General features: G+C 68.7%; 16 protein-coding genes and 3 tRNA genes. 16 read left to right on the top strand and 3 right to left on the bottom strand.

Translation table 11 applies throughout. From position 1 onward, the window contains the following. Positions 1 to 31: 31 nt before the first annotated feature. Positions 32 to 1,309 (bottom strand): amidohydrolase family protein, encoded by a 1,278-nt coding sequence (locus tag ACFY3N_RS03690; RefSeq protein ID WP_390815038.1) that lies wholly within the window; start codon positions 1,307 to 1,309, stop codon positions 32 to 34. Between the two features lie 198 nt (positions 1,310 to 1,507). Here ACFY3N_RS03690 and ACFY3N_RS03685 point away from each other — a divergent pair. From ACFY3N_RS03685 to ACFY3N_RS03660, 6 genes are all read left to right on the top strand, one after another. After that, positions 1,508 to 1,580, top strand: a tRNA-Thr gene (locus ACFY3N_RS03685). Positions 1,581 to 1,626: 46 nt separating this feature from the next. Then, positions 1,627 to 1,699: transfer RNA gene (locus ACFY3N_RS03680), tRNA-Met, on the top strand. 88 nt (positions 1,700 to 1,787) lie between these two features. Beyond that, positions 1,788 to 1,952 (top strand): 50S ribosomal protein L33, encoded by a 165-nt coding sequence (rpmG, locus tag ACFY3N_RS03675; protein WP_003948671.1) that lies wholly within the window; start codon positions 1,788 to 1,790, stop codon positions 1,950 to 1,952. A 120-nt stretch (positions 1,953 to 2,072) separates the two neighbouring features. Next, positions 2,073 to 2,525 carry a MaoC family dehydratase N-terminal domain-containing protein gene (locus tag ACFY3N_RS03670; RefSeq protein WP_390814974.1) on the top strand — a complete coding sequence of 151 codons (453 nt, stop codon included), beginning with the start codon at positions 2,073 to 2,075 and terminating at the stop codon, positions 2,523 to 2,525. Positions 2,526 to 2,533: 8 nt separating this feature from the next. Continuing rightward, positions 2,534 to 2,962: a MaoC family dehydratase gene (locus ACFY3N_RS03665; protein WP_390815037.1), complete on the top strand. Its 429-nt coding sequence runs from the start codon at positions 2,534 to 2,536 to the stop codon at positions 2,960 to 2,962. 54 nt (positions 2,963 to 3,016) lie between these two features. Further along, on the top strand, positions 3,017 to 4,072 hold the full coding sequence (locus ACFY3N_RS03660; RefSeq protein WP_390814973.1) for a UDP-N-acetylmuramate dehydrogenase: 1,056 nt from the start codon (positions 3,017 to 3,019) through the stop codon (positions 4,070 to 4,072). A gap of 90 nt (positions 4,073 to 4,162) precedes the next feature. On the opposite strand, the gene ACFY3N_RS03655 is transcribed toward ACFY3N_RS03660, so the two are convergent. Further along, complete coding sequence (locus ACFY3N_RS03655) at positions 4,163 to 5,263, bottom strand: adenosine deaminase (protein WP_390814972.1); 1,101 nt, start codon at positions 5,261 to 5,263, stop codon at positions 4,163 to 4,165. A gap of 122 nt (positions 5,264 to 5,385) precedes the next feature. After that, positions 5,386 to 6,612, bottom strand: a complete 1,227-nt coding sequence (locus tag ACFY3N_RS03650; RefSeq protein ID WP_390814971.1) for a pyridoxal phosphate-dependent aminotransferase — start codon at positions 6,610 to 6,612, stop codon at positions 5,386 to 5,388. Between the two features lie 272 nt (positions 6,613 to 6,884). On the opposite strand from ACFY3N_RS03650, the gene ACFY3N_RS03645 reads away from it, so the two are divergent. From ACFY3N_RS03645 to ACFY3N_RS03600, 10 genes are all read left to right on the top strand, one after another. Next, a tRNA-Trp gene (locus ACFY3N_RS03645) sits at positions 6,885 to 6,957 on the top strand. Between the two features lie 109 nt (positions 6,958 to 7,066). Beyond that, positions 7,067 to 7,354, top strand: coding sequence for a preprotein translocase subunit SecE (gene secE, locus ACFY3N_RS03640; protein WP_390814970.1), 288 nt, complete (start codon positions 7,067 to 7,069; stop codon positions 7,352 to 7,354). A gap of 80 nt (positions 7,355 to 7,434) precedes the next feature. Further along, entirely contained in the window at positions 7,435 to 8,253 is an 819-nt protein-coding gene (gene nusG, locus ACFY3N_RS03635) for a transcription termination/antitermination protein NusG (protein WP_390814969.1), read from the top strand. 168 nt (positions 8,254 to 8,421) lie between these two features. After that, positions 8,422 to 8,856, top strand: a complete 435-nt coding sequence (gene rplK, locus ACFY3N_RS03630) for a 50S ribosomal protein L11 (RefSeq protein WP_004927359.1) — start codon at positions 8,422 to 8,424, stop codon at positions 8,854 to 8,856. A gap of 82 nt (positions 8,857 to 8,938) precedes the next feature. After that, positions 8,939 to 9,664, top strand: coding sequence for a 50S ribosomal protein L1 (gene rplA, locus ACFY3N_RS03625; protein WP_390814968.1), 726 nt, complete (start codon positions 8,939 to 8,941; stop codon positions 9,662 to 9,664). A gap of 166 nt (positions 9,665 to 9,830) precedes the next feature. After that, positions 9,831 to 10,787, top strand: a complete 957-nt coding sequence (locus ACFY3N_RS03620) for a hypothetical protein (protein WP_390814967.1) — start codon at positions 9,831 to 9,833, stop codon at positions 10,785 to 10,787. A gap of 313 nt (positions 10,788 to 11,100) precedes the next feature. Beyond that, entirely contained in the window at positions 11,101 to 11,631 is a 531-nt protein-coding gene (gene rplJ, locus ACFY3N_RS03615; protein ID WP_073932786.1) for a 50S ribosomal protein L10, read from the top strand. A gap of 123 nt (positions 11,632 to 11,754) precedes the next feature. Then, entirely contained in the window at positions 11,755 to 12,138 is a 384-nt protein-coding gene (gene rplL, locus ACFY3N_RS03610; RefSeq protein WP_358656822.1) for a 50S ribosomal protein L7/L12, read from the top strand. Positions 12,139 to 12,718: 580 nt separating this feature from the next. Beyond that, a complete protein-coding gene (gene rpoB, locus ACFY3N_RS03605) occupies positions 12,719 to 16,204 on the top strand; it encodes a DNA-directed RNA polymerase subunit beta (RefSeq protein ID WP_390814966.1) in 3,486 nt (1,161 codons plus the stop codon). Positions 16,205 to 16,298: 94 nt separating this feature from the next. Next, positions 16,299 to 20,198: a DNA-directed RNA polymerase subunit beta' gene (locus tag ACFY3N_RS03600; protein WP_390814965.1), complete on the top strand. Its 3,900-nt coding sequence runs from the start codon at positions 16,299 to 16,301 to the stop codon at positions 20,196 to 20,198. Positions 20,199 to 20,221: the final 23 nt, after the last annotated feature.

Raw genomic sequence — 20,221 nt, 5'->3', positions numbered from 1 at the left:
GCCGAACAACGCCCCGGGGCCCCGTCCGGCCCTACCCGCCGCCCCGGCCCTGCCTGGGCAGTCCCGATTCCGCCTCCGCCGCCGACGCCGCCGGACCGCAGTACTCCCGCACCGCGCTCGTCCGCGCCACCACCCGCCCCCCGTGCACCACGATCCGGCCGTACCCCAGCGACAGCGCCCCCGGGAGCCCGTCCCCGCGGACCGCCAGCAGCTCGGCCGGGAAACCCGCCTCCACGCGCACCTCGGGCAGTCCCAGGGCCGCCCGCGCCGACCCGCTCACCGCGGCGTAGGCGTCCTCGGCGGACAGCCCGTGGCGGGAGGCCAGCAGGTACGCGGCCTCCAGCGGGTCGCCGCGGCCCACCGGGTTCGACACGTCCCGCAGGGCACCGCTCCCGGCGGCCACCCGCACCCCCGCCGACCGCAGCAGCCGTACCGGCGCCGTGCCCCGGCGGTCCACGGCGCCGCAGCCGCCCTGCGGCAGGCACACCACCGTCACCCCGGCCGCCGCGAGCCGGTCCGCGGTCCGCGCGGCCGGCTCGGCGTCCAGCCGGGCGAGACCGCCGCACGGGCCGAGGACGACCCCCGGCCGCAGTCCGCCCGCCATGGCCGCGAACCGGGCCAGACGGGCGGGGTCGGCGGCGTCCGTGTGCAGGTCGACGGGGCAGCCGTGTTCGGCGGCGACCTCCAGGACCGCCTCCACGTACCCCGTGGGATCCGGGTCGAGGTCGGGGCAGCCGCCCACCACGGACGCCCCCATCTTCACCGCGTCCCGCAGCACCGCGAGCCCGTTCGCCCCGGCCACCCCGGTCAGCACCCGCGGCACCGCCACCGTCGTCAGCTCGGCCAGCCCGCGCAGCGAGCGCTCCGCCCGCAGCACGGCGGTCAGCGCGCCGAGCCCGGCCACGTCGCCCACGCGCACGTGCGCCCGCAGCGCCGTCGCGCCGTGCCCGAGCTGGAGCAGCGCCGCCTCCGTCGCGCGGCGCTGGACGTCCCGGGGGTCGTACGAGACGGGGCCGCCGTCGTCGGCGGACAGGGCCGTGTCCGCGTGGGCGTGGGGCTCCGCGGGGGCCGGCAGGAGCAGATAGCCGGTGAGATCGACCTGCGCGCCGCACGCGCGCGTGCCGTCCGCCGCCAGGCTGCCGGCCGTACCGACCGCCTCGATGCGTCCGCCGCCCAGCCGTACGTCCACGGTCCGGCCGTCGGTGAGACGCGCGCCGCACAGCAGCAGCGGGGCCGGATCGACCGGAACCGGGACCGGCCCCGAGGACGCGGGCGGGCGGGGAGGCGGCTGCGGCCGGGTGTCGGGCATCGCGTTCCAGGGGCTCGGGCTGCGCACGGAGGGGAAGGGCACGCAGGCAAGATCACGCAAAGTGAGTCGAGCCTAGGCCGGGGGCCCGCCCCCCGCCGGGAGGAGCCCAATAGTCGTACCGGTGTGGTCCGCCCGGGAGAGGGGGGCCGAAACGGATTTGGGCGATCGGCGGCGGACCGTGTAATGTCTTCATCGCTCGCCCCAATAGCTCAGTCGGCAGAGCGTCTCCATGGTAAGGAGAAGGTCAACGGTTCGATTCCGTTTTGGGGCTCTGGTGTGTGAGGTTCCCGCCGCGAGGCGGGGCCCGATCGCATCAAAGCGGTGTAGCTCAGTCGGTAGAGCAAGCGGCTCATAATCGCTGTGTCACCGGTTCAAGTCCGGTCACCGCTACAGACAGTAGCCGATTGCGGGGTCGGTCCTTCGATCGGCTACTCTTCTTGCGTAAATACAGTCAATCCGTTCGTCAAGGAGCACTCACGTGGCTGCCACCGACGTCCGCCCGAAGATCACGCTGGCCTGCGTGGAGTGCAAGGAGCGGAACTACATCACCAAGAAGAACCGGCGTAACAACCCGGACCGTCTTGAGATGAAGAAGCACTGCCCGCGTTGCAATGCGCACACCGCGCACCGCGAAACGCGATAAAACAGGCTCGTACACGAGGCCGTCCCCCCAGCCAGGGGGGCGGCCTCGTGTCGTTTTCCCACCGGTCGGACACGGTCAGGACCGGCCGACCGCAGCTCAGACACAGGAGGTGCCGCGCGCATGGCGCTCGACCAGTCCTTCGTGGGGCGGACCTACCCGCCCACCGAGCCCTACGAGGTGGGCCGGGAGAAGATCCGAGAGTTCGCCGAGGCGGTGGGGGACGCCAACCCGGCGTACACGGACGTGGAGGCCGCCAAGGCGCTCGGCCATCCCGATGTGATCGCCCCGCCCACCTTCGTGTTCGCGATCACCTTCAAGGCCGCCGGGCAGGTCGTCGCCGACCCCCGGCTCGGCCTCGACTACAACCGGGTGGTGCACGGCGACCAGAAGTTCGCCTACGTCCGCCCCGTGCGCGCCGGTGACCGGCTCACCGTCACCTCGACCATCGAGAAGATCAGGTCGATGGCCGGCAACGAGGTGCTGGACATCCGCGGCGAGGTGCACGACCAGGCGGGCGAACACGTCGTGACCGCCTGGACCAAGCTGGTGGCCCGCGCGGCCGAGGAGGCGTGAACAACACCATGACGGCGAAGATCTCCTACGCCGACGTCGAGGTCGGCACCGAGCTGCCCGCACAGACGTTCCCCGTGACCCGCGCCACCCTCGTCCAGTACGCGGGCGCCTCCGGCGACTTCAACCCCATCCACTGGAACGAGAAGTTCGCCAAGGAGGTCGGCCTGCCCGACGTCATCGCGCACGGCATGTTCACCATGGCCGAGGCCATCCGCGTGGTGACCGACTGGGTGGGCGACCCGGGCGCGGTCGTCGAGTACGGCGTCCGCTTCACCCGTCCGGTCGTCGTCCCCAACGACGACCGGGGCGCCACCATCGAGGTCAGCGGCAAGGTCGCCGCCAAGCTGGACGACCACACGGTCCGCGTGGACCTCACCGCGACCCACGGCGGACAGAAGGTCCTGGGAGTGTCGCGGGCGGTCGTCCGGCTGGGCTGACCCGAACCGGCCGGGGGAGCGGGGCCGTCGGTGCCGTCTCGTAGTCTTGGGCCCGTGCAGGAACTCCACGACGCCCCCCTCGCCCCGCTGACCACCTTCCGGCTGGGCGGCCCCGCGACCCGGCTGGTCACCGCGACGACCGACGACGAGGTGATCGCCGTCGTCCGCGAGGCCGACGACAGCGGTACGCCGCTGCTGGTCATCGGCGGCGGCTCCAACCTGGTCATCGGCGACAAGGGCTTCGACGGCACCGCCCTCGTCGTCGCCACCGAGGGCCTCACCCTGGACGGCACGCGACTGGAGCTGGCCGCCGGGGAGGTGTGGAGCGACGCCGTCGCCCGCACCGTGGAGGCGGGCCTCGCCGGCATCGAGTGCCTGGCCGGCATCCCCGGCTCGGCGGGCGCCACCCCGATCCAGAACGTCGGGGCGTACGGCCAGGAGGTCTCCTCCACCGTCACCGAGGTCGTCGCCTACGACCGCCGCGCCCGCGAGACCGTCACGCTGAGCAACGAGGAGTGCGCCTTCTCCTACCGCCACAGCCGCTTCAAGGCCGACCCCGAGCGGTACGTCGTCCTGCGGGTGCGCTTCGCACTGGAGGACGCGGGCGGCCTCTCCGGCCCCGTCAAGTACGCCGAGACGGCCCGCGTCCTCGGGGTCGCGCCGGGCGACCGGGTACCGCTGGCCACGGCCCGCGAGACGGTGCTGAAGCTCCGCGCGGGCAAGGGCATGGTCCTGGACCCCGAGGACCACGACACCTGGTCGGCCGGTTCCTTCTTCACCAACCCGGTCCTCGACGACGAGGCGTTCGCGGCCTTCCACGCGCGTGTGCGGGAGCGGCTCGGCGACGGCGTCGAGCCCCCCGCGTACCCCGCGGGCGAGGGCCGCACCAAGACCTCCGCGGCCTGGCTGATCGACAAGGCCGGCTTCACCAAGGGCTACGGCCGGGGCCCGGCCCGCATCTCCACCAAGCACACCCTCGCCCTCACCAACCGGGGCGAGGCGACCACCGAGGACCTCCTGGCGCTCGCCCGCGAGGTCGTCGCCGGCGTGCGCGAGGCCTTCGGCGTCACGCTGGTCAACGAACCGGTCACGGTGGGCGTCAGCCTGTAGCGGCCGCATCCCCGTGCGGCCCCGGCACCCCTGCGCCGCACCTCACCGCGCGCCCCGGCGGCGGACGCCCCTACCGGGTCCCGGCCCGCTTCACGCCCCGTCCGCCCCGTGCCCGCCTCGAGCGGCCGGGGCGGTGAGCCAGTCGTCCACGCCCGACAGCAGCTTCGCCTTCACGTCCTCCGGGGCCGCCGAGCCCCGTACCGACTGCCGGGCCAGCTCCGCCAGCTCCGCGTCCGTGAAGCCGTGGTGGAGCCGCGCGATCTCGTACTGCGCCGCCAGCCGGGAGCCGAACAGCAGCGGGTCGTCCGCGCCCAGCGCCAGCGGTACGCCCGCCTCGAACAGGGTCCGCAGCGGTACGTCCTCGGGCTTGTCGTACACGCCCAGCGCCACGTTCGACGCCGGGCACACCTCGCACGTCACCTGGCGGTCCGCGAGCCGCCGCATCAGCCGCGGGTCGTCCGCCGCCCGCACGCCGTGACCGATCCGGTGCGCCTCCAGGTCGTCCAGGCAGTCCCGGACCGACGCCGGCCCCGCCAGCTCGCCGCCGTGCGGCGCCGACAGCAGTCCGCCCTCCCGCGCGATCGCGAAGGCCCGGTCGAAGTCGCGGGCCATCCCGCGCCGCTCGTCGTTGGAGAGGCCGAATCCCACGATCCCCCGGTCGGCGTACCGCACCGCCAGCCGGGCCAGCGTGCGCGCGTCCAGGGGGTGCTTCATCCGGTTGGCCGCCACCAGCACCCGCATCCCGATCCCGGTGTCCCGCGCCGCCGCGTCCACCGCGTCCAGGATGATCTCCAGCGCCGGGATCAGCCCGCCCAGCCGGGGCGCGTACGACGTCGGGTCCACCTGGATCTCCAGCCAGCCCGAGCCGTCGCGCAGGTCCTCCTCCGCCGCCTCCCGCACCAGCCGCTGGATGTCCTCGGGCTCCCGCAGACACGAGCGCGCCGCGTCGTACAGCCGCTGGAAGCGGAACCAGCCGCGCTCGTCGGTGGCCCGCAGCTTCGGCGGCTCCCCGCTGGTCAGCGCGTCGGTCAGCGCCTCGGGCAGGCGCACGCCGTGCTTGTCGGCCAGCTCCAGCAGGGTGGTGGGCCGCATGGACCCGGTGAAGTGCAGGTGCAGATGGGCTTTCGGCAGCTCAGAGAGATCACGTACACGCGGGGGGTTCGGGGGGTACCCCCCTGAAGAGCTCAGCATTCGCTGATCCTGCCGCACTGCCCGGCCGTCCCGGTAGCGCTTTCCCCTTTCGTGGTCTTGCTCGCACAAACGAACAGGGGCGCCCGGGGAAACCCGGACGCCCCTGCGGCGGAAGGACGACGTCAGTCGCGCGCCTCCGCCAGCAGCTTCTGGATCCGGCTCACGCCCTCGACGAGGTCCTCGTCGCCCAGCGCGTAGGACAGCCGCAGGTAGCCGGGCGTGCCGAACGCCTCGCCCGGCACCACCGCGACCTCGGCCTCCTCCAGGATGAGCGCCGCCAGCTCGACCGAGTCCTGCGGCCGCTTGCCCCGGATCTCCTTGCCGATCAGCGCCTTCACCGAGGGGTAGGCGTAGAACGCGCCCTCGGGCTCGGGGCAGACCACGCCGTCGATCTCGTTGAGCATCCGGACGATGGTCTTGCGTCGCCGGTCGAAGGCCTCGCGCATGGTCGCGACCGCGTCCAGGTCGCCGGAGACGGCGGCGAGTGCGGCCACCTGGGCGACGTTGGAGACGTTCGACGTGGCGTGCGACTGCAGGTTGGTAGCGGCCTTCACCACGTCCTTCGGGCCGATGATCCAGCCGACCCGCCAGCCCGTCATCGCGTACGTCTTCGCGACGCCGTTGACCACGATGCACTTGTCGCGCAGCTCGGGCAGGAGCGCGGGCAGCGACACCGACACGGCGTCGCCGTAGACCAGGTGCTCGTAGATCTCGTCCGTCAGCACCCACAGGCCGTGCTCCACGGCCCAGCGGCCGATCGCCTCGGTCTCGGCCTCGCCGTAGACCGCGCCGGTCGGGTTCGACGGGGAGACGAAGAGGACGACCTTCGTCTTCTCGGTGCGGGCCGCCTCCAGCTGCTCCACGCTCACGCGGTAACCGGTGGTCTCGTCGGCGACGACCTCGACCGGGACACCGCCGGCCAGCCGGATCGACTCCGGGTACGTCGTCCAGTACGGCGCCGGGACGATCACCTCGTCGCCCGGGTCGAGGATCGCGGCGAAGGCCTCGTAGATGGCCTGCTTGCCGCCGTTGGTGACGAGGATCTGGGAGGGGTCCACCTCGTAGCCGGAGTCGCGCAGCGTCTTGGCGGCGATCGCGGACTTCAGCTCCGGCAGACCGCCGGCCGGCGTGTACCGGTGGTACTTCGGGTTCCTGCAGGCCTCGATCGCGGCCTCGACGATGTAGTCGGGCGTCGGGAAGTCGGGCTCACCGGCGCCGAAGCCGATCACCGGTCGCCCGGCGGCCTTGAGGGCCTTGGCCTTGGCGTCCACGGCGAGGGTGGCGGATTCGGAGATCGCGCCGACTCGGGCGGAGACCCGGCGCTCGGTGGGAGGGGTTGCAGCGCTCATGGGACCCATCGTTCCAGACCGGAAACCCACGCGGCACGGGGGTTTCACGTACTGAACAACACCGGGCAAACCCCTGAACACCAGTCCGGATCGACGCCGCCGGCCCACCGCGGTCGGGACGATCTTCGGCCGGGGCGGTCCTCCCGGGCACTTTCTGTTCGACGCCCGGCCCAGGAACACGTACACTCTCACCTCGTTGGCCTTCAGCGGTCCGCACTCAGCCGGTGCACACCAAGCATCCGGTCGTATGCGGTACGTTGGGGAGCGCACAAAGGGTCGTAGCTCAATTGGTAGAGCACTGGTCTCCAAAACCAGCGGTTGGGGGTTCAAGTCCCTCCGGCCCTGCTACACACACCTTCGCCAGGATGTGTGCGCATGTACGTACAGCAATGCACCGCCGTGCGGGCTCGGACCGGGCGCGGCACGGCCACGACCCGGAATCAGGTGAGGACGAGTGACGGACGCCGTGGGCTCCATCGACATGCCTGATGCCGAGGACGAGGCTCCGGACTCCCAGAAGAAGACCCGCAAGGGCGGCAAGCGGGCCAAGAAGGGTCCGCTGAAGCGCCTCGCGCTCTTCTACCGCCAGATCATCGCGGAACTCCGCAAGGTCGTCTGGCCCACCCGCAACCAGCTGACGTCGTACACGACCGCCGTGATCGTCTTCGTCGTCCTGATGATCGGTCTGATCACCGTGATCGACTATGGCCTCAGTCACGCCGCCAAGTACGTCTTCGGCTGAGCCGAGAGCGAAGAGCGCCGAGGTATCCGGCGCTCCTTTTCGCATGTTCCACCCCTTGTATCCAGGAAGAAGCAGCCACCGTGTCTGACCCGAACGTGAACGACGCCGTTGAGCCTTACGGCGAAGGGGCCGAGTCCGCCGAGGACGCGCCCGTCGCCGCCGAGGGCGCGGACGTCGAGGACACCGAGGCCCCCGACGAGGCCGAGGCTGCCGACACCACCGCGGACGAGACCACCGAGGCCGTGGAAGCGGCCGAGGAGGCCGAAGAGCCCGAGGACGACCGCGACCCGGTCGAGAAGCTCCGCGAGGAACTGCGGACGCTGCCCGGCGAGTGGTACGTCATCCACACGTACGCGGGCTACGAGAACCGGGTGAAGACCAACCTGGAGCAGCGCGCCGTCTCGCTGAACGTCGAGGACTACATCTTCCAGGCCGAGGTGCCGCAGGAAGAGGTCGTCCAGATCAAGAACGGCGACCGCAAGACGATCAAGCAGAACAAGCTCCCGGGCTACGTCCTGGTCCGCATGGACCTGACGAACGAGTCCTGGGGCGTCGTCCGCAACACCCCCGGTGTCACCGGCTTCGTGGGCAACGCCTACGACCCGTACCCGCTGACGCTGGACGAGATCGTCAAGATGCTCGCCCCGGAGGCCGAGGAGAAGGCCGCCCGCGAGGCCGCCGAGGCCGAGGGCAAGCCTGCCCCGCAGCGCAAGGTCGAGGTCCAGGTGCTGGACTTCGAGGTCGGCGACTCGGTCACCGTCACCGACGGCCCGTTCGCCACGCTGCAGGCGACCATCAACGAGATCAACCCCGACTCCAAGAAGGTCAAGGGCCTGGTGGAGATCTTCGGCCGCGAGACGCCGGTCGAGCTCTCCTTCGACCAGATCCAGAAGAACTAGTTCTTCCGGCACACAGCTTCCGGGCAGGTCAGGCAGGCGTGCGAGCGTCCGTCTGACCTGCTCGGTTTTTGGCCGCGCATCCATACCCGTTATCGTTGTGCGGTATGCCTGCGTCCGGGTTGTCCCCATGACGCGGGCAGGACCCGAATCGAAAGGACCCGGAGAGCCATGCCTCCCAAGAAGAAGAAGGTCACGGGGCTCATCAAGCTCCAGATCCAGGCCGGTGCCGCGAACCCGGCTCCGCCGGTCGGCCCCGCGCTGGGTCAGCACGGCGTGAACATCATGGAGTTCTGCAAGGCCTACAACGCCGCGACCGAGTCGCAGCGCGGCTGGGTCATCCCGGTGGAGATCACGGTCTACGAGGACCGTTCCTTCACCTTCGTCACCAAGACCCCGCCGGCCGCCAAGATGATCCTCAAGGCCGCGGGTGTGGAGAAGGGCTCCGGCGAGCCGCACAAGACCAAGGTCGCGAAGATCACGCGTGACCAGGTCCGTGAGATCGCCACCACCAAGATGCCCGACCTCAACGCCAACGACCTGGACGCCGCCGAGAAGATCATCGCCGGCACCGCCCGTTCCATGGGCGTCACGGTCGAGGGCTGACCTCCACCCCCGTAAGCCAAGCAGTAGTGGCAGGGCCTGCTCGGCCCGGACCACGACTCCTCAGATTCCACAGGAGCTTTCAGTGAGCAAGCGCAGCAAGTCTCTCCGCGCTGCGGACGCCAAGATCGACCGGGAGAAGCTGTACGCCCCGCTCGAGGCCGTCCGTCTCGCCAAGGAGACGTCCACGACCAAGTTCGACGGCACCGTCGAGGTCGCCTTCCGTCTGGGTGTCGACCCCCGCAAGGCCGACCAGATGGTCCGTGGCACCGTGAACCTCCCGCACGGCACCGGCAAGACCGCCCGGGTCCTGGTCTTCGCGACCGGTGACCGTGCCGAGGCCGCGCGTGCCGCGGGCGCCGACATCGTCGGCGCCGACGAGCTGATCGACGAGGTGTCGAAGGGCCGTCTGGACTTCGACGCCGTCGTCGCCACCCCGGACCTCATGGGCAAGGTCGGCCGCCTCGGCCGCGTGCTCGGTCCCCGTGGCCTGATGCCGAACCCGAAGACCGGCACCGTGACCCCGGACGTCACCAAGGCCGTCAACGACATCAAGGGCGGCAAGATCGAGTTCCGCGTCGACAAGCACTCGAACCTGCACTTCATCATCGGCAAGACGTCGTTCGACGACAGCAAGCTGGTGGAGAACTACGGTGCGGCGCTGGAGGAGATCCTCCGTCTGAAGCCGTCCGCCGCCAAGGGCCGCTACATCAAGAAGGCCGCCATCACCACCACGATGGGCCCCGGCATTCCGCTCGACCCGAACCGCACCCGCAACCTCCTCGTCGAGGAGGACCCGGCCGCCGTCTGAGCCGGGCGGGCCGGGTGACCGGCCCGTGCACACCGCGAAAAGCCCGTCCCCGCGTCTCGTCCGAGGCGCGGGGACGGGTTTTTTCGTACGACTGTGTCAGTGGCGTGGGTTACCTTTCTTCCGACTTCACAGGTGTGACACAGCGAAACGACCAGGGGTGGGATTCATGGGCATGGCCGCATGGAAGCGCGTGGGTGTCTGTCTGACGGCCGCGGCCGTCGTCGCGGGCGTCGCGGGCTGTCAGGACGGTGACGGGGGCGGGACGAAGAAGAAGGCCGCCGACTCGGCGGAGTCCGGGGTCCAGACGCAGAACGAGATGACCGAGGTCCTCCAGGCCGCCTTCAAGAAGACCTCGGAGGCCAAGTCCTCCAAGGTGCGCATGACCATGTCGATGCCGGCCGCGATGGACGGCGGCGGCACCATGGAGCTCTCCGGCGTGCAGGGCTGGGACCCGGCCGTCATGGACGTCACCATGAAGGGCTCCGTGCTCACGGCGGGAGACCCGGACGCTCCCGAGCAGGTCCGCATGGTCATGCTCGACAACGTCATGTACGTGGACATGGGCGCGAAGCAGGCCGCCGAGATGGACGGCAAGCGCTGGATGAAGATGGACTTCGCCGCCATCGCCGAGGCGTCCGGCGACGCCGAGATCCAGAAGCAGATGACCGGCGGCCTGGAGAACATGAACCAGGACCCGGCGCAGCAGCTCGCCCTGCTGCTGGAGTCGCCGAGCCTGAAGCACGTCGGCCCGGAGAAGGTCGACGGCGCCCGGACGCAGCACTACAAGGGCACGCTGAGCTTCGAGGAGATGCTCGACGCCAACAAGGCGGCGGACGGCCTGCTCTCCGTGAAGGAGCGCGAGGAGCTGATCGCCAACGTCGAGAAGGCGGGGCTGAAGGGCTACGACACCGAGGTCTGGGTCAACGAGGACAACTACCCGGTCAAGATGGCCGTCGGCATGGAGTTCTCCCGGGGCACGATGAACATGACGGCCCACTACTCCGACTACGGCGCCGAGGCCGAGGTCGAGGCCCCGTCGGCGAAGGACACGTTCGACCTCATGGAGATGCTGAAGGAGCTGGAGGACCTCGGGGCGGACTCCGAGGCCGGCATCGCCTCCTGAGGGCCCTGACGCTCCCGATGCCCCCGATCGGCCGATTTGCTTGACGCCGATCCGTTCGCGTACTCTTCCACGGAAGCCAAAGACCGCTGGTCGTTGCCGTGTGCTCGTCGGAGTTCACGGTGGCCGAAGGATCCGCTGAACTGCGGACGACCCGCGCAGGTGTCAGTGGAAGAGTTCCCGGAGTTCGCTGCCGCAAGGACGCGAGTGACCGGTTGAGCTACGCCCCGTGCGCCTGCGCCCGGGGCGTTTCGTTTTCCCCAGTCCTCCTTCGGGTCCGCGCGGTCCGAATCACCCGGAAGGAGGCCGAGGCTCTATGGCGAGGCCCGACAAGGCTGCCGCGGTGGCCGAGTTGACGGACCAGTTCCGCAACTCCAACGCCGCCGTGCTGACCGAGTACCGCGGTCTCACCGTGGCCCAGCTCAAGCAGCTGCGCCGTTCGCTCGGTGAGAACGCCCAGTACGCCGTGGTGAAGAACACGCTGACCAAGATTGCGGCCAACGAGGCCGGGATCTCGACGCTGGACGACCTGTTCAACGGTCCGACGGCAGTCGCCTTCGTCACCGGTGACCCGGTGGAGTCGGCGAAGGGTCTTCGTGACTTCGCCAAGGACAACCCGAATCTCGTCATCAAGGGCGGTGTCCTTGACGGCAAGGCGCTGTCCGCCGACGAGATCAAGAAGCTTGCGGACCTCGAGTCCCGCGAGGTTCTGCTCGCCAAGCTGGCGGGCGCCTTCAAGGGCAAGCAGACGCAGACTGCTCAGCTCTTCCAGGCGCTCCCCTCGAAGCTCGTCCGCACCGTGGACGCGCTCCGTGCCAAGCAGGACGAGCAGGGCGGTGCCGAGTAATTCGGCTCGCTTTCCGATCCTCGCCGCGTGAACCGCACGCGATGAGGGTCGACGCGGGCCCGACGTACGCCCGCCTCACCCCGTACATCCGGCACCTGCCGAATTAGTGGAAGGACCGCCATCATGGCGAAGCTCAGCCAGGAAGACCTGCTCGCGCAGTTCGAGGAGATGACCCTCATCGAGCTCTCCGAGTTCGTGAAGGCCTTCGAGGAGAAGTTCGACGTCACCGCCGCCGCCGCGGTCGCCGTCGCCGGCCCCGCCGGCCCGGCCGCCCCGGCCGAGCAGGCCGAGGAGAAGGACGAGTTCGACGTCATCCTCACCGGTGCCGGCGACAAGAAGATCCAGGTCATCAAGGTCGTGCGTGAGCTGACCTCCCTGGGTCTGAAGGAGGCCAAGGACCTCGTGGACGGCGCCCCGAAGCCCGTCCTCGAGAAGGTCGCCAAGGACGCCGCCGAGAAGGCCGCCGAGTCCCTCAAGGGCGCCGGCGCCTCCGTCGAGGTCAAGTAAGACCTTCCGGGTCCGCCAGGGCCCGCTACGCGTCCCACGGGACGTGTAACGCTCAAGCGCTGAGGAGCGATCATCCATCCGGGTGGTCGCTCTTCGGCGTATGAGGGGTCCGGCGGCGGCTGCCTTGCACCCGTGACGGCGGGGAGTAGGGTGATCTTCGTCGTGCCTCCGGGGGCCACGAGGATGTGCCTGGTGACAGACGGTTCCGGCAAGGAGGGCCTTGACGAACCGCACGCATCGCGCAATTCTCAGGACGCGTCGTCGCAAGGATCCGAATCCGAGGCATGGATCGACGGCAAAGAGGGCAGTATCAACGTGCGTTGAGGGCAGCGCCTTGTCGCAGGAGTTGAGAAGAACGAGGGCCTCCACCGGCTTCGTAAACCGGCATTGGACATCAGTGTGCCAAGTGGCTACACTGACCCTTTGCGCTGCCTGTTAGCTGTCCCCTGCCCGTCACCAGGGGCATGCCCTCGCTCGAGCACCGACGACTAGATCATCTCTGACCTGGGATGTCTGTCTCTCTGCCCAGTGGGGGGCCGGTACGCGCGTAGTGAGTCCGAGCCCTCGGAAGGACCCCCTCTTGGCCGCCTCGCGCAACGCCTCGACCGCGAATACGAACAACGGCGCCAGCACCGCCCCGCTGCGCATCTCCTTTGCAAAGATCAAGGAGCCTCTCGAGGTTCCGAACCTGCTCGCGCTGCAGACCGAGAGCTTCGACTGGCTGCTCGGAAACACCGCCTGGCAGAGTCGGGTCGAGGAGGCTCTCGAGAACGGGCAGGACGTCCCCACCAAGTCCGGTCTGGAGGAGATCTTCGAAGAGATCTCCCCGATCGAGGACTTCTCCGGGTCGATGTCGCTGACCTTCCGCGATCACCGCTTCGAGCCGCCGAAGAACTCCATCGACGAGTGCAAGGAGCGCGACTTCACGTACGCGGCCCCGCTCTTCGTCACCGCCGAGTTCACCAACAACGAGACCGGCGAGATCAAGTCCCAGACCGTCTTCATGGGCGACTTCCCGCTCATGACGAACAAGGGCACGTTCGTCATCAACGGCACCGAGCGTGTCGTGGTGTCCCAGCTGGTCCGTTCGCCCGGTGTCTACTTCGACTCCTCCATCGACAAGACCTCCGACAAGGACATCTTCTCCGCCAAGATCATCCCGTCCCGGGGTGCCTGGCTGGAGATGGAGATCGACAAGCGCGACATGGTCGGTGTCCGCATCGACCGCAAGCGCAAGCAGTCCGTCACCGTCCTCCTGAAGGCGCTCGGCTGGACCACCGAGCAGATCCTCGAGGAGTTCGGCGAGTACGAGTCCATGCGCGCCACCCTGGAGAAGGACCACACCCAGGGCCAGGACGACGCGCTGCTCGACATCTACCGCAAGCTGCGTCCGGGCGAGCCCCCCACGCGTGAGGCCGCGCAGACGCTCCTCGAGAACCTCTACTTCAACCCCAAGCGCTACGACCTCGCCAAGGTCGGCCGCTACAAGGTGAACAAGAAGCTCGGCGGGGACGAGCCGCTGGACGCCGGCGTGCTCACCACCGACGACATCATCGCCACCATCAAGTACCTGGTGAAGCTGCACGCCGGTGAGACCGAGACGGTCGGCGAGTCCGGTCGCTCGATCATGGTCGAGACCGACGACATCGACCACTTCGGCAACCGGCGCATCCGCAACGTCGGCGAGCTGATCCAGAACCAGGTCCGTACGGGTCTCGCCCGTATGGAGCGCGTCGTGCGCGAGCGCATGACCACCCAGGACGTCGAGGCGATCACGCCGCAGACCCTGATCAACATCCGGCCGGTCGTCGCCTCCATCAAGGAGTTCTTCGGCACCAGCCAGCTCTCGCAGTTCATGGACCAGAACAACCCGCTGTCGGGGCTGACGCACAAGCGTCGTCTGAACGCCCTCGGCCCGGGTGGTCTCTCCCGTGAGCGGGCCGGCTTCGAGGTCCGTGACGTGCACCCGTCGCACTACGGCCGCATGTGCCCGATCGAGACGCCGGAAGGCCCGAACATCGGTCTGATCGGTTCGCTCGCCTCGTACGGCCGGATCAACCCGTTCGGCTTCATCGAGACGCCGTACCGCAAGGTCGTCGAGGGCCAGGTCACCGACGAGGTCGACTACCTGACCGCCGACGAGGAGGACCGCTTCGTCATCGCGCAGGCCAACGCCCCGCTCAACGACGAGATGCGGTTCGTCGAGAACCGGATCCTGGTCCGCCGCCGTGGCGGCGAGGTCGACTACGTCCCCGGTGACGACGTCGACTACATGGACGTCTCGCCGCGCCAGATGGTGTCGGTCGCGACCGCCATGATCCCGTTCCTCGAGCACGACGACGCCAACCGCGCCCTCATGGGCGCGAACATGATGCGCCAGGCCGTGCCGCTGATCAAGAGCGAGTCCCCGCTCGTCGGCACCGGCATGGAGTACCGCTCCGCCGTCGACGCCGGCGACGTGGTCAAGGCCGAGAAGGACGGTGTGGTCCAGGAGGTCTCCGCGGACTACATCACCACCGCCAACGACGACGGCACGTACATCACGTACCGGCTGGCCAAGTTCTCGCGCTCCAACCAGGGCACCTCGGTCAACCAGAAGGTCATCGTCAACGAGGGCGACCGGATCATCACCGGCCAGGTCCTCGCCGACGGCCCGGCCACCCAGAACGGCGAGATGGCGCTCGGCAAGAACCTGCTGGTCGCGTTCATGCCGTGGGAGGGTCACAACTACGAGGACGCGATCATCCTGTCGCAGCGCCTCGTGCAGGACGACGTCCTCTCCTCGATCCACATCGAGGAGCACGAGGTCGACGCCCGTGACACCAAGCTCGGCCCCGAGGAGATCACCCGGGACATCCCGAACGTCTCCGAGGAGGTCCTCGCCGACCTCGACGAGCGCGGCATCATCCGCATCGGCGCCGAGGTCATCGCCGGTGACATCCTCGTCGGCAAGGTCACGCCCAAGGGCGAGACCGAGCTGACCCCCGAGGAGCGCCTGCTGCGCGCGATCTTCGGCGAGAAGGCCCGTGAGGTCCGTGACACCTCGCTGAAGGTGCCGCACGGCGAGACCGGCAAGGTCATCGGCGTCCGCGTCTTCGACCGCGAGGAGGGCGACGAGCTTCCCCCCGGTGTCAACCAGCTGGTGCGCGTCTACGTCGCGCAGAAGCGCAAGATCACCGACGGTGACAAGCTCGCCGGCCGCCACGGCAACAAGGGCGTCATCTCCAAGATCAACCCGATCGAGGACATGCCGTTCCTCGAGGACGGCACCCCGGTCGACATCATCCTCAACCCGCTGGGCGTCCCGTCCCGAATGAACCCGGGACAGGTCCTGGAGATCCACCTCGGCTGGCTCGCCAGCCGCGGCTGGGACGTCTCCGGTCTGGCGGAGGAGTGGGCCGAGCGGCTGCAGGCCATCGGCGCCGACAAGGTCGAGCCCGGCACCAACGTCGCCACCCCGGTCTTCGACGGTGCGCGTGAGGACGAGCTCGCGGGTCTGCTCCAGCACACCATCCCGAACCGCGACGGCGAGCGCATGGTGCTCCCGTCCGGCAAGGCGCGGCTGTACGACGGCCGCTCGGGCGAGCCGTTCCCGGAGCCGATCTCGGTCGGCTACATGTACATCCTGAAGCTGCACCACCTGGTCGACGACAAGCTGCACGCGCGTTCGACCGGTCCGTACTCCATGATCACCCAGCAGCCGCTGGGTGGTAAGGCTCAGTTCGGTGGCCAGCGGTTCGGCGAGATGGAGGTGTGGGCACTCGAGGCGTACGGCGCCGCCTACGCGCTCCAGGAGCTGCTGACCATCAAGTCCGACGACGTCACCGGCCGCGTGAAGGTCTACGAGGCCATCGTCAAGGGCGAGAACATCCCCGAGCCCGGCATCCCCGAGTCCTTCAAGGTGCTCATCAAGGAGATGCAGTCCCTGTGCCTGAACGTGGAGGTGCTGTCCAGCGACGGTATGTCCATCGAGATGCGTGACACCGACGAGGACGTCTTCCGCGCTGCGGAGGAGCTCGGCATCGACCTGTCCCGGCGCGAGCCGAGCAGCGTCGAAGAGGTCTGACGGGAGTGGGGCGGCCTTCCCCGTGAAGGCCGCCCGCCCCAGGACCCCCGTTTCAGACCCCAAGACTTACAACCCTGAGAGGGATTGACGCATAGTGCTCGACGTCAACTTCTTCGACGAGCTCCGGATCGGCCTGGCCACCGCTGACGACATCCGTCAGTGGAGCCACGGCGAGGTCAAGAAGCCCGAGACCATCAACTACCGCACCCTCAAGCCCGAGAAGGACGGACTCTTCTGCGAGAAGATCTTCGGTCCGACCCGGGACTGGGAGTGCTACTGCGGCAAGTACAAGCGCGTCCGCTTCAAGGGCATCATCTGCGAGCGCTGTGGTGTCGAGGTCACGCGCGCCAAGGTGCGCCGTGAGCGGATGGGCCACATCGAGCTGGCCGCGCCCGTCACGCACATCTGGTACTTCAAGGGCGTTCCGTCGCGTCTGGGCTACCTGCTCGACCTCGCCCCGAAGGACCTGGAGAAGGTCATCTACTTCGCGGCGTACATGATCACGTACGTCGACGAGGAGCGCCGTACCCGCGACCTGCCCTCGCTGGAGGCCCACGTCTCCGTCGAGCGCCAGCAGATCGAGAACCGCCGCGACGCCGACCTCGAGGCCCGCGCCAAGAAGCTCGAGACCGACCTGGCCGAGCTGGAGGCCGAGGGCGCCAAGGCCGACGTGCGCCGCAAGGTGCGCGAGGGCGCCGAGCGCGAGATGAAGCAGTTGCGCGACCGCGCGCAGCGCGAGATCGACCGCCTCGACGAGGTGTGGACCCGGTTCAAGAACCTCAAGGTCCAGGACCTCGAGGGCGACGAGCTGCTCTACCGCGAGCTGCGTGACCGCTTCGGCACGTACTTCGACGGCTCGATGGGTGCCGCGGCGCTGCAGAAGCGCCTGGAGTCCTTCGACCTCGAGGAGGAGGCCGAGCGTCTCCGCGAGATCATCCGCACCGGCAAGGGCCAGAAGAAGACCCGTGCGCTCAAGCGGCTGAAGGTCGTCTCCGCGTTCCTGCAGACGTCCAACAGCCCCAAGGGCATGGTGCTCGACTGCGTGCCGGTCATCCCGCCGGACCTGCGTCCGATGGTGCAGCTGGACGGTGGCCGCTTCGCGACCTCCGACCTGAACGACCTGTACCGCCGCGTCATCAACCGCAACAACCGCCTGAAGCGGCTTCTCGACCTCGGCGCGCCCGAGATCATCGTGAACAACGAGAAGCGCATGCTCCAGGAGGCCGTCGACGCGCTCTTCGACAACGGCCGTCGCGGCCGCCCGGTGACGGGCCCCGGCAACCGTCCGCTGAAGTCGCTGTCCGACATGCTCAAGGGCAAGCAGGGCCGCTTCCGTCAGAACCTGCTCGGCAAGCGGGTCGACTACTCGGCGCGTTCCGTGATCGTCGTCGGCCCGCAGCTGAAGCTGCACCAGTGCGGTCTGCCGAAGGCCATGGCGCTGGAGCTCTTCAAGCCGTTCGTGATGAAGCGCCTGGTCGACCTGAACCACGCGCAGAACATCAAGTCGGCCAAGCGCATGGTCGAGCGCGGCCGCACGGTCGTGTACGACGTGCTGGAAGAGGTCATCGCGGAGCACCCGGTTCTGCTGAACCGTGCGCCCACGCTGCACCGCCTCGGCATCCAGGCCTTCGAGCCGCAGCTGGTCGAGGGCAAGGCCATCCAGATCCACCCGCTCGTCTGCACCGCGTTCAACGCGGACTTCGACGGTGACCAGATGGCCGTGCACCTGCCGCTCTCCGCGGAGGCGCAGGCCGAGGCCCGCATCCTGATGCTGTCCTCGAACAACATCCTCAAGCCGGCCGACGGCCGTCCGGTGACGATGCCGACCCAGGACATGGTCCTCGGTCTGTTCTTCCTCACCACCGACGGCGAGATGCGCGACCTCAAGGGCGAGGGCCGTTCCTTCGCCTCGGTCGCGGAGGCGATCATGGCCTTCGACGCGGGCGAGCTGTCGCTCCAGTCGAGGATCGACGTCCGCTTCCCGGTCGGCACCATCCCGCCGCGCGGCTGGACCCCGCCGGCGCGCGAGGAGGGCGAGCCCGAGTGGCAGCAGGGTGACAGCTTCCGGCTGAACACCACCCTGGGCCGCGCGCTCTTCAACGAGCTGCTGCCCGAGGACTACCCGTTCGTCGACTACGAGGTCGGCAAGAAGCAGCTCTCCGAGATCGTCAACGACCTCGCCGAGCGCTACCCGAAGGTCATCGTGGCGGCGACGCTCGACAACCTGAAGGCGTCCGGCTTCTTCTGGGCCACCCGCTCCGGTGTCACCGTGGCCATCTCCGACGTCGTCGTTCCCGAGGCGAAGAAGGAGATCGTCAAGGGCTACGAGGCGCAGGACGAGAAGGTCCAGAAGCAGTACGAGCGCGGTCTGATCACCAAGGACGAGCGCACCCAGGAACTGATCAACATCTGGACCAAGGCGACCAACGAGGTCGCCGAGGCGATGAACGACAACTTCCCGAAGACCAACCCGATCTTCATGATGGTGAACTCGGGCGCACGAGGCAACATGATGCAGATGCGTCAGATCGCCGGTATGCGTGGTCTGGTGTCGAACGCGAAGAACGAGACGATCCCGCGGCCCATCAAGGCCTCGTTCCGTGAGGGTCTGTCCGTGCTGGAGTACTTCATCTCCACGCACGGTGCCCGTAAGGGTCTGGCGGACACCGCTCTGCGTACCGCCGACTCGGGTTACCTCACCCGTCGTCTGGTCGACGTCTCCCAGGACGTCATCATCCGCGAGGAGGACTGCGGTACCGACCGCGGTCTGCGTCTCAAGATCGCGAGCCGGGACGCGGAGGGCGTGCTCCGCAAGGAGGGCGACGTCGAGACGTCCGTGTACGCGCGCTGCCTCGCCGAGGACATCGTGGTCGACGGACAGGTGCTGGCCCCGGCCGGCACCGACCTGGGCGACGTCCTCATCGAGGAGCTCGTCTCCCGCGGCGTCGAGGAGGTCAAGACCCGCTCGGTCCTGACCTGCGAGTCCGCCGTCGGCACCTGCGCGATGTGCTACGGCCGCTCGCTGGCCACCGGCAAGCTGGTCGACATCGGTGAGGCGGTCGGCATCATCGCCGCCCAGTCCATCGGTGAGCCCGGTACCCAGCTGACGATGCGTACCTTCCACACCGGTGGTGTGGCCGGTGACGACATCACCCAGGGTCTGCCCCGTGTCGTCGAGCTCTTCGAGGCCCGTACGCCGAAGGGTGTCGCCCCGATCTCCGAGGCCTCCGGCCGCGTGCGGATCGAGGAGACCGAGAAGACCAAGAAGATCGTCGTCACCCCGGACGACGGCAGCGACGAGACGGCGTTCCCGATCTCGAAGCGCGCCAAGGTCCTGGTCTCCGAGGGCGACCACGTCGAGGTGGGCCAGCAGCTCACCGTGGGTGCCACCAACCCGCACGACGTGCTGCGCATCCTGGGTCAGCGTGCCGTCCAGGTCCACCTGGTCGGCGAGGTCCAGAAGGTCTACAACTCGCAGGGTGTGTCGATCCACGACAAGCACATCGAGATCATCATCCGGCAGATGCTGCGCCGCGTGACGATCATCGAGTCCGGCGACGCCGAGCTGCTGCCCGGCGAGCTGGTCGAGCGCTCCAAGTTCGAGACCGAGAACCGTCGTGTGGTCCAGGAGGGCGGTCACCCGGCCTCCGGTCGTCCGCAGCTGATGGGTATCACCAAGGCCTCGCTGGCGACGGAGTCCTGGCTGTCGGCCGCCTCCTTCCAGGAGACGACCCGAGTCCTGACGGACGCGGCGATCAACGCCAAGTCCGACAGCCTCATCGGCCTCAAGGAGAACGTCATCATCGGTAAGCTCATCCCGGCCGGTACGGGCCTGTCCCGCTACCGCAACATCCGGGTCGAGCCGACCGAGGAGGCCAAGGCCGCGATGTACTCGGCCGTCGGCTACGACGACATCGACTACTCGCCGTTCGGCACCGGCTCCGGCCAGGCCGTTCCGCTGGAGGACTACGACTACGGTCCGTACAACCAGTAAGGCGTACGCCTGAAGCACTGAGG

This window comes from Streptomyces sp. NPDC000348, from assembly GCF_042898795.1.
In the GTDB taxonomy this organism is placed as follows: domain Bacteria; phylum Actinomycetota; class Actinomycetes; order Streptomycetales; family Streptomycetaceae; genus Streptomyces.
Note: the sequence above shows the minus strand (reverse complement) of the source record. Positions and strands in the feature narration are given on the sequence as shown.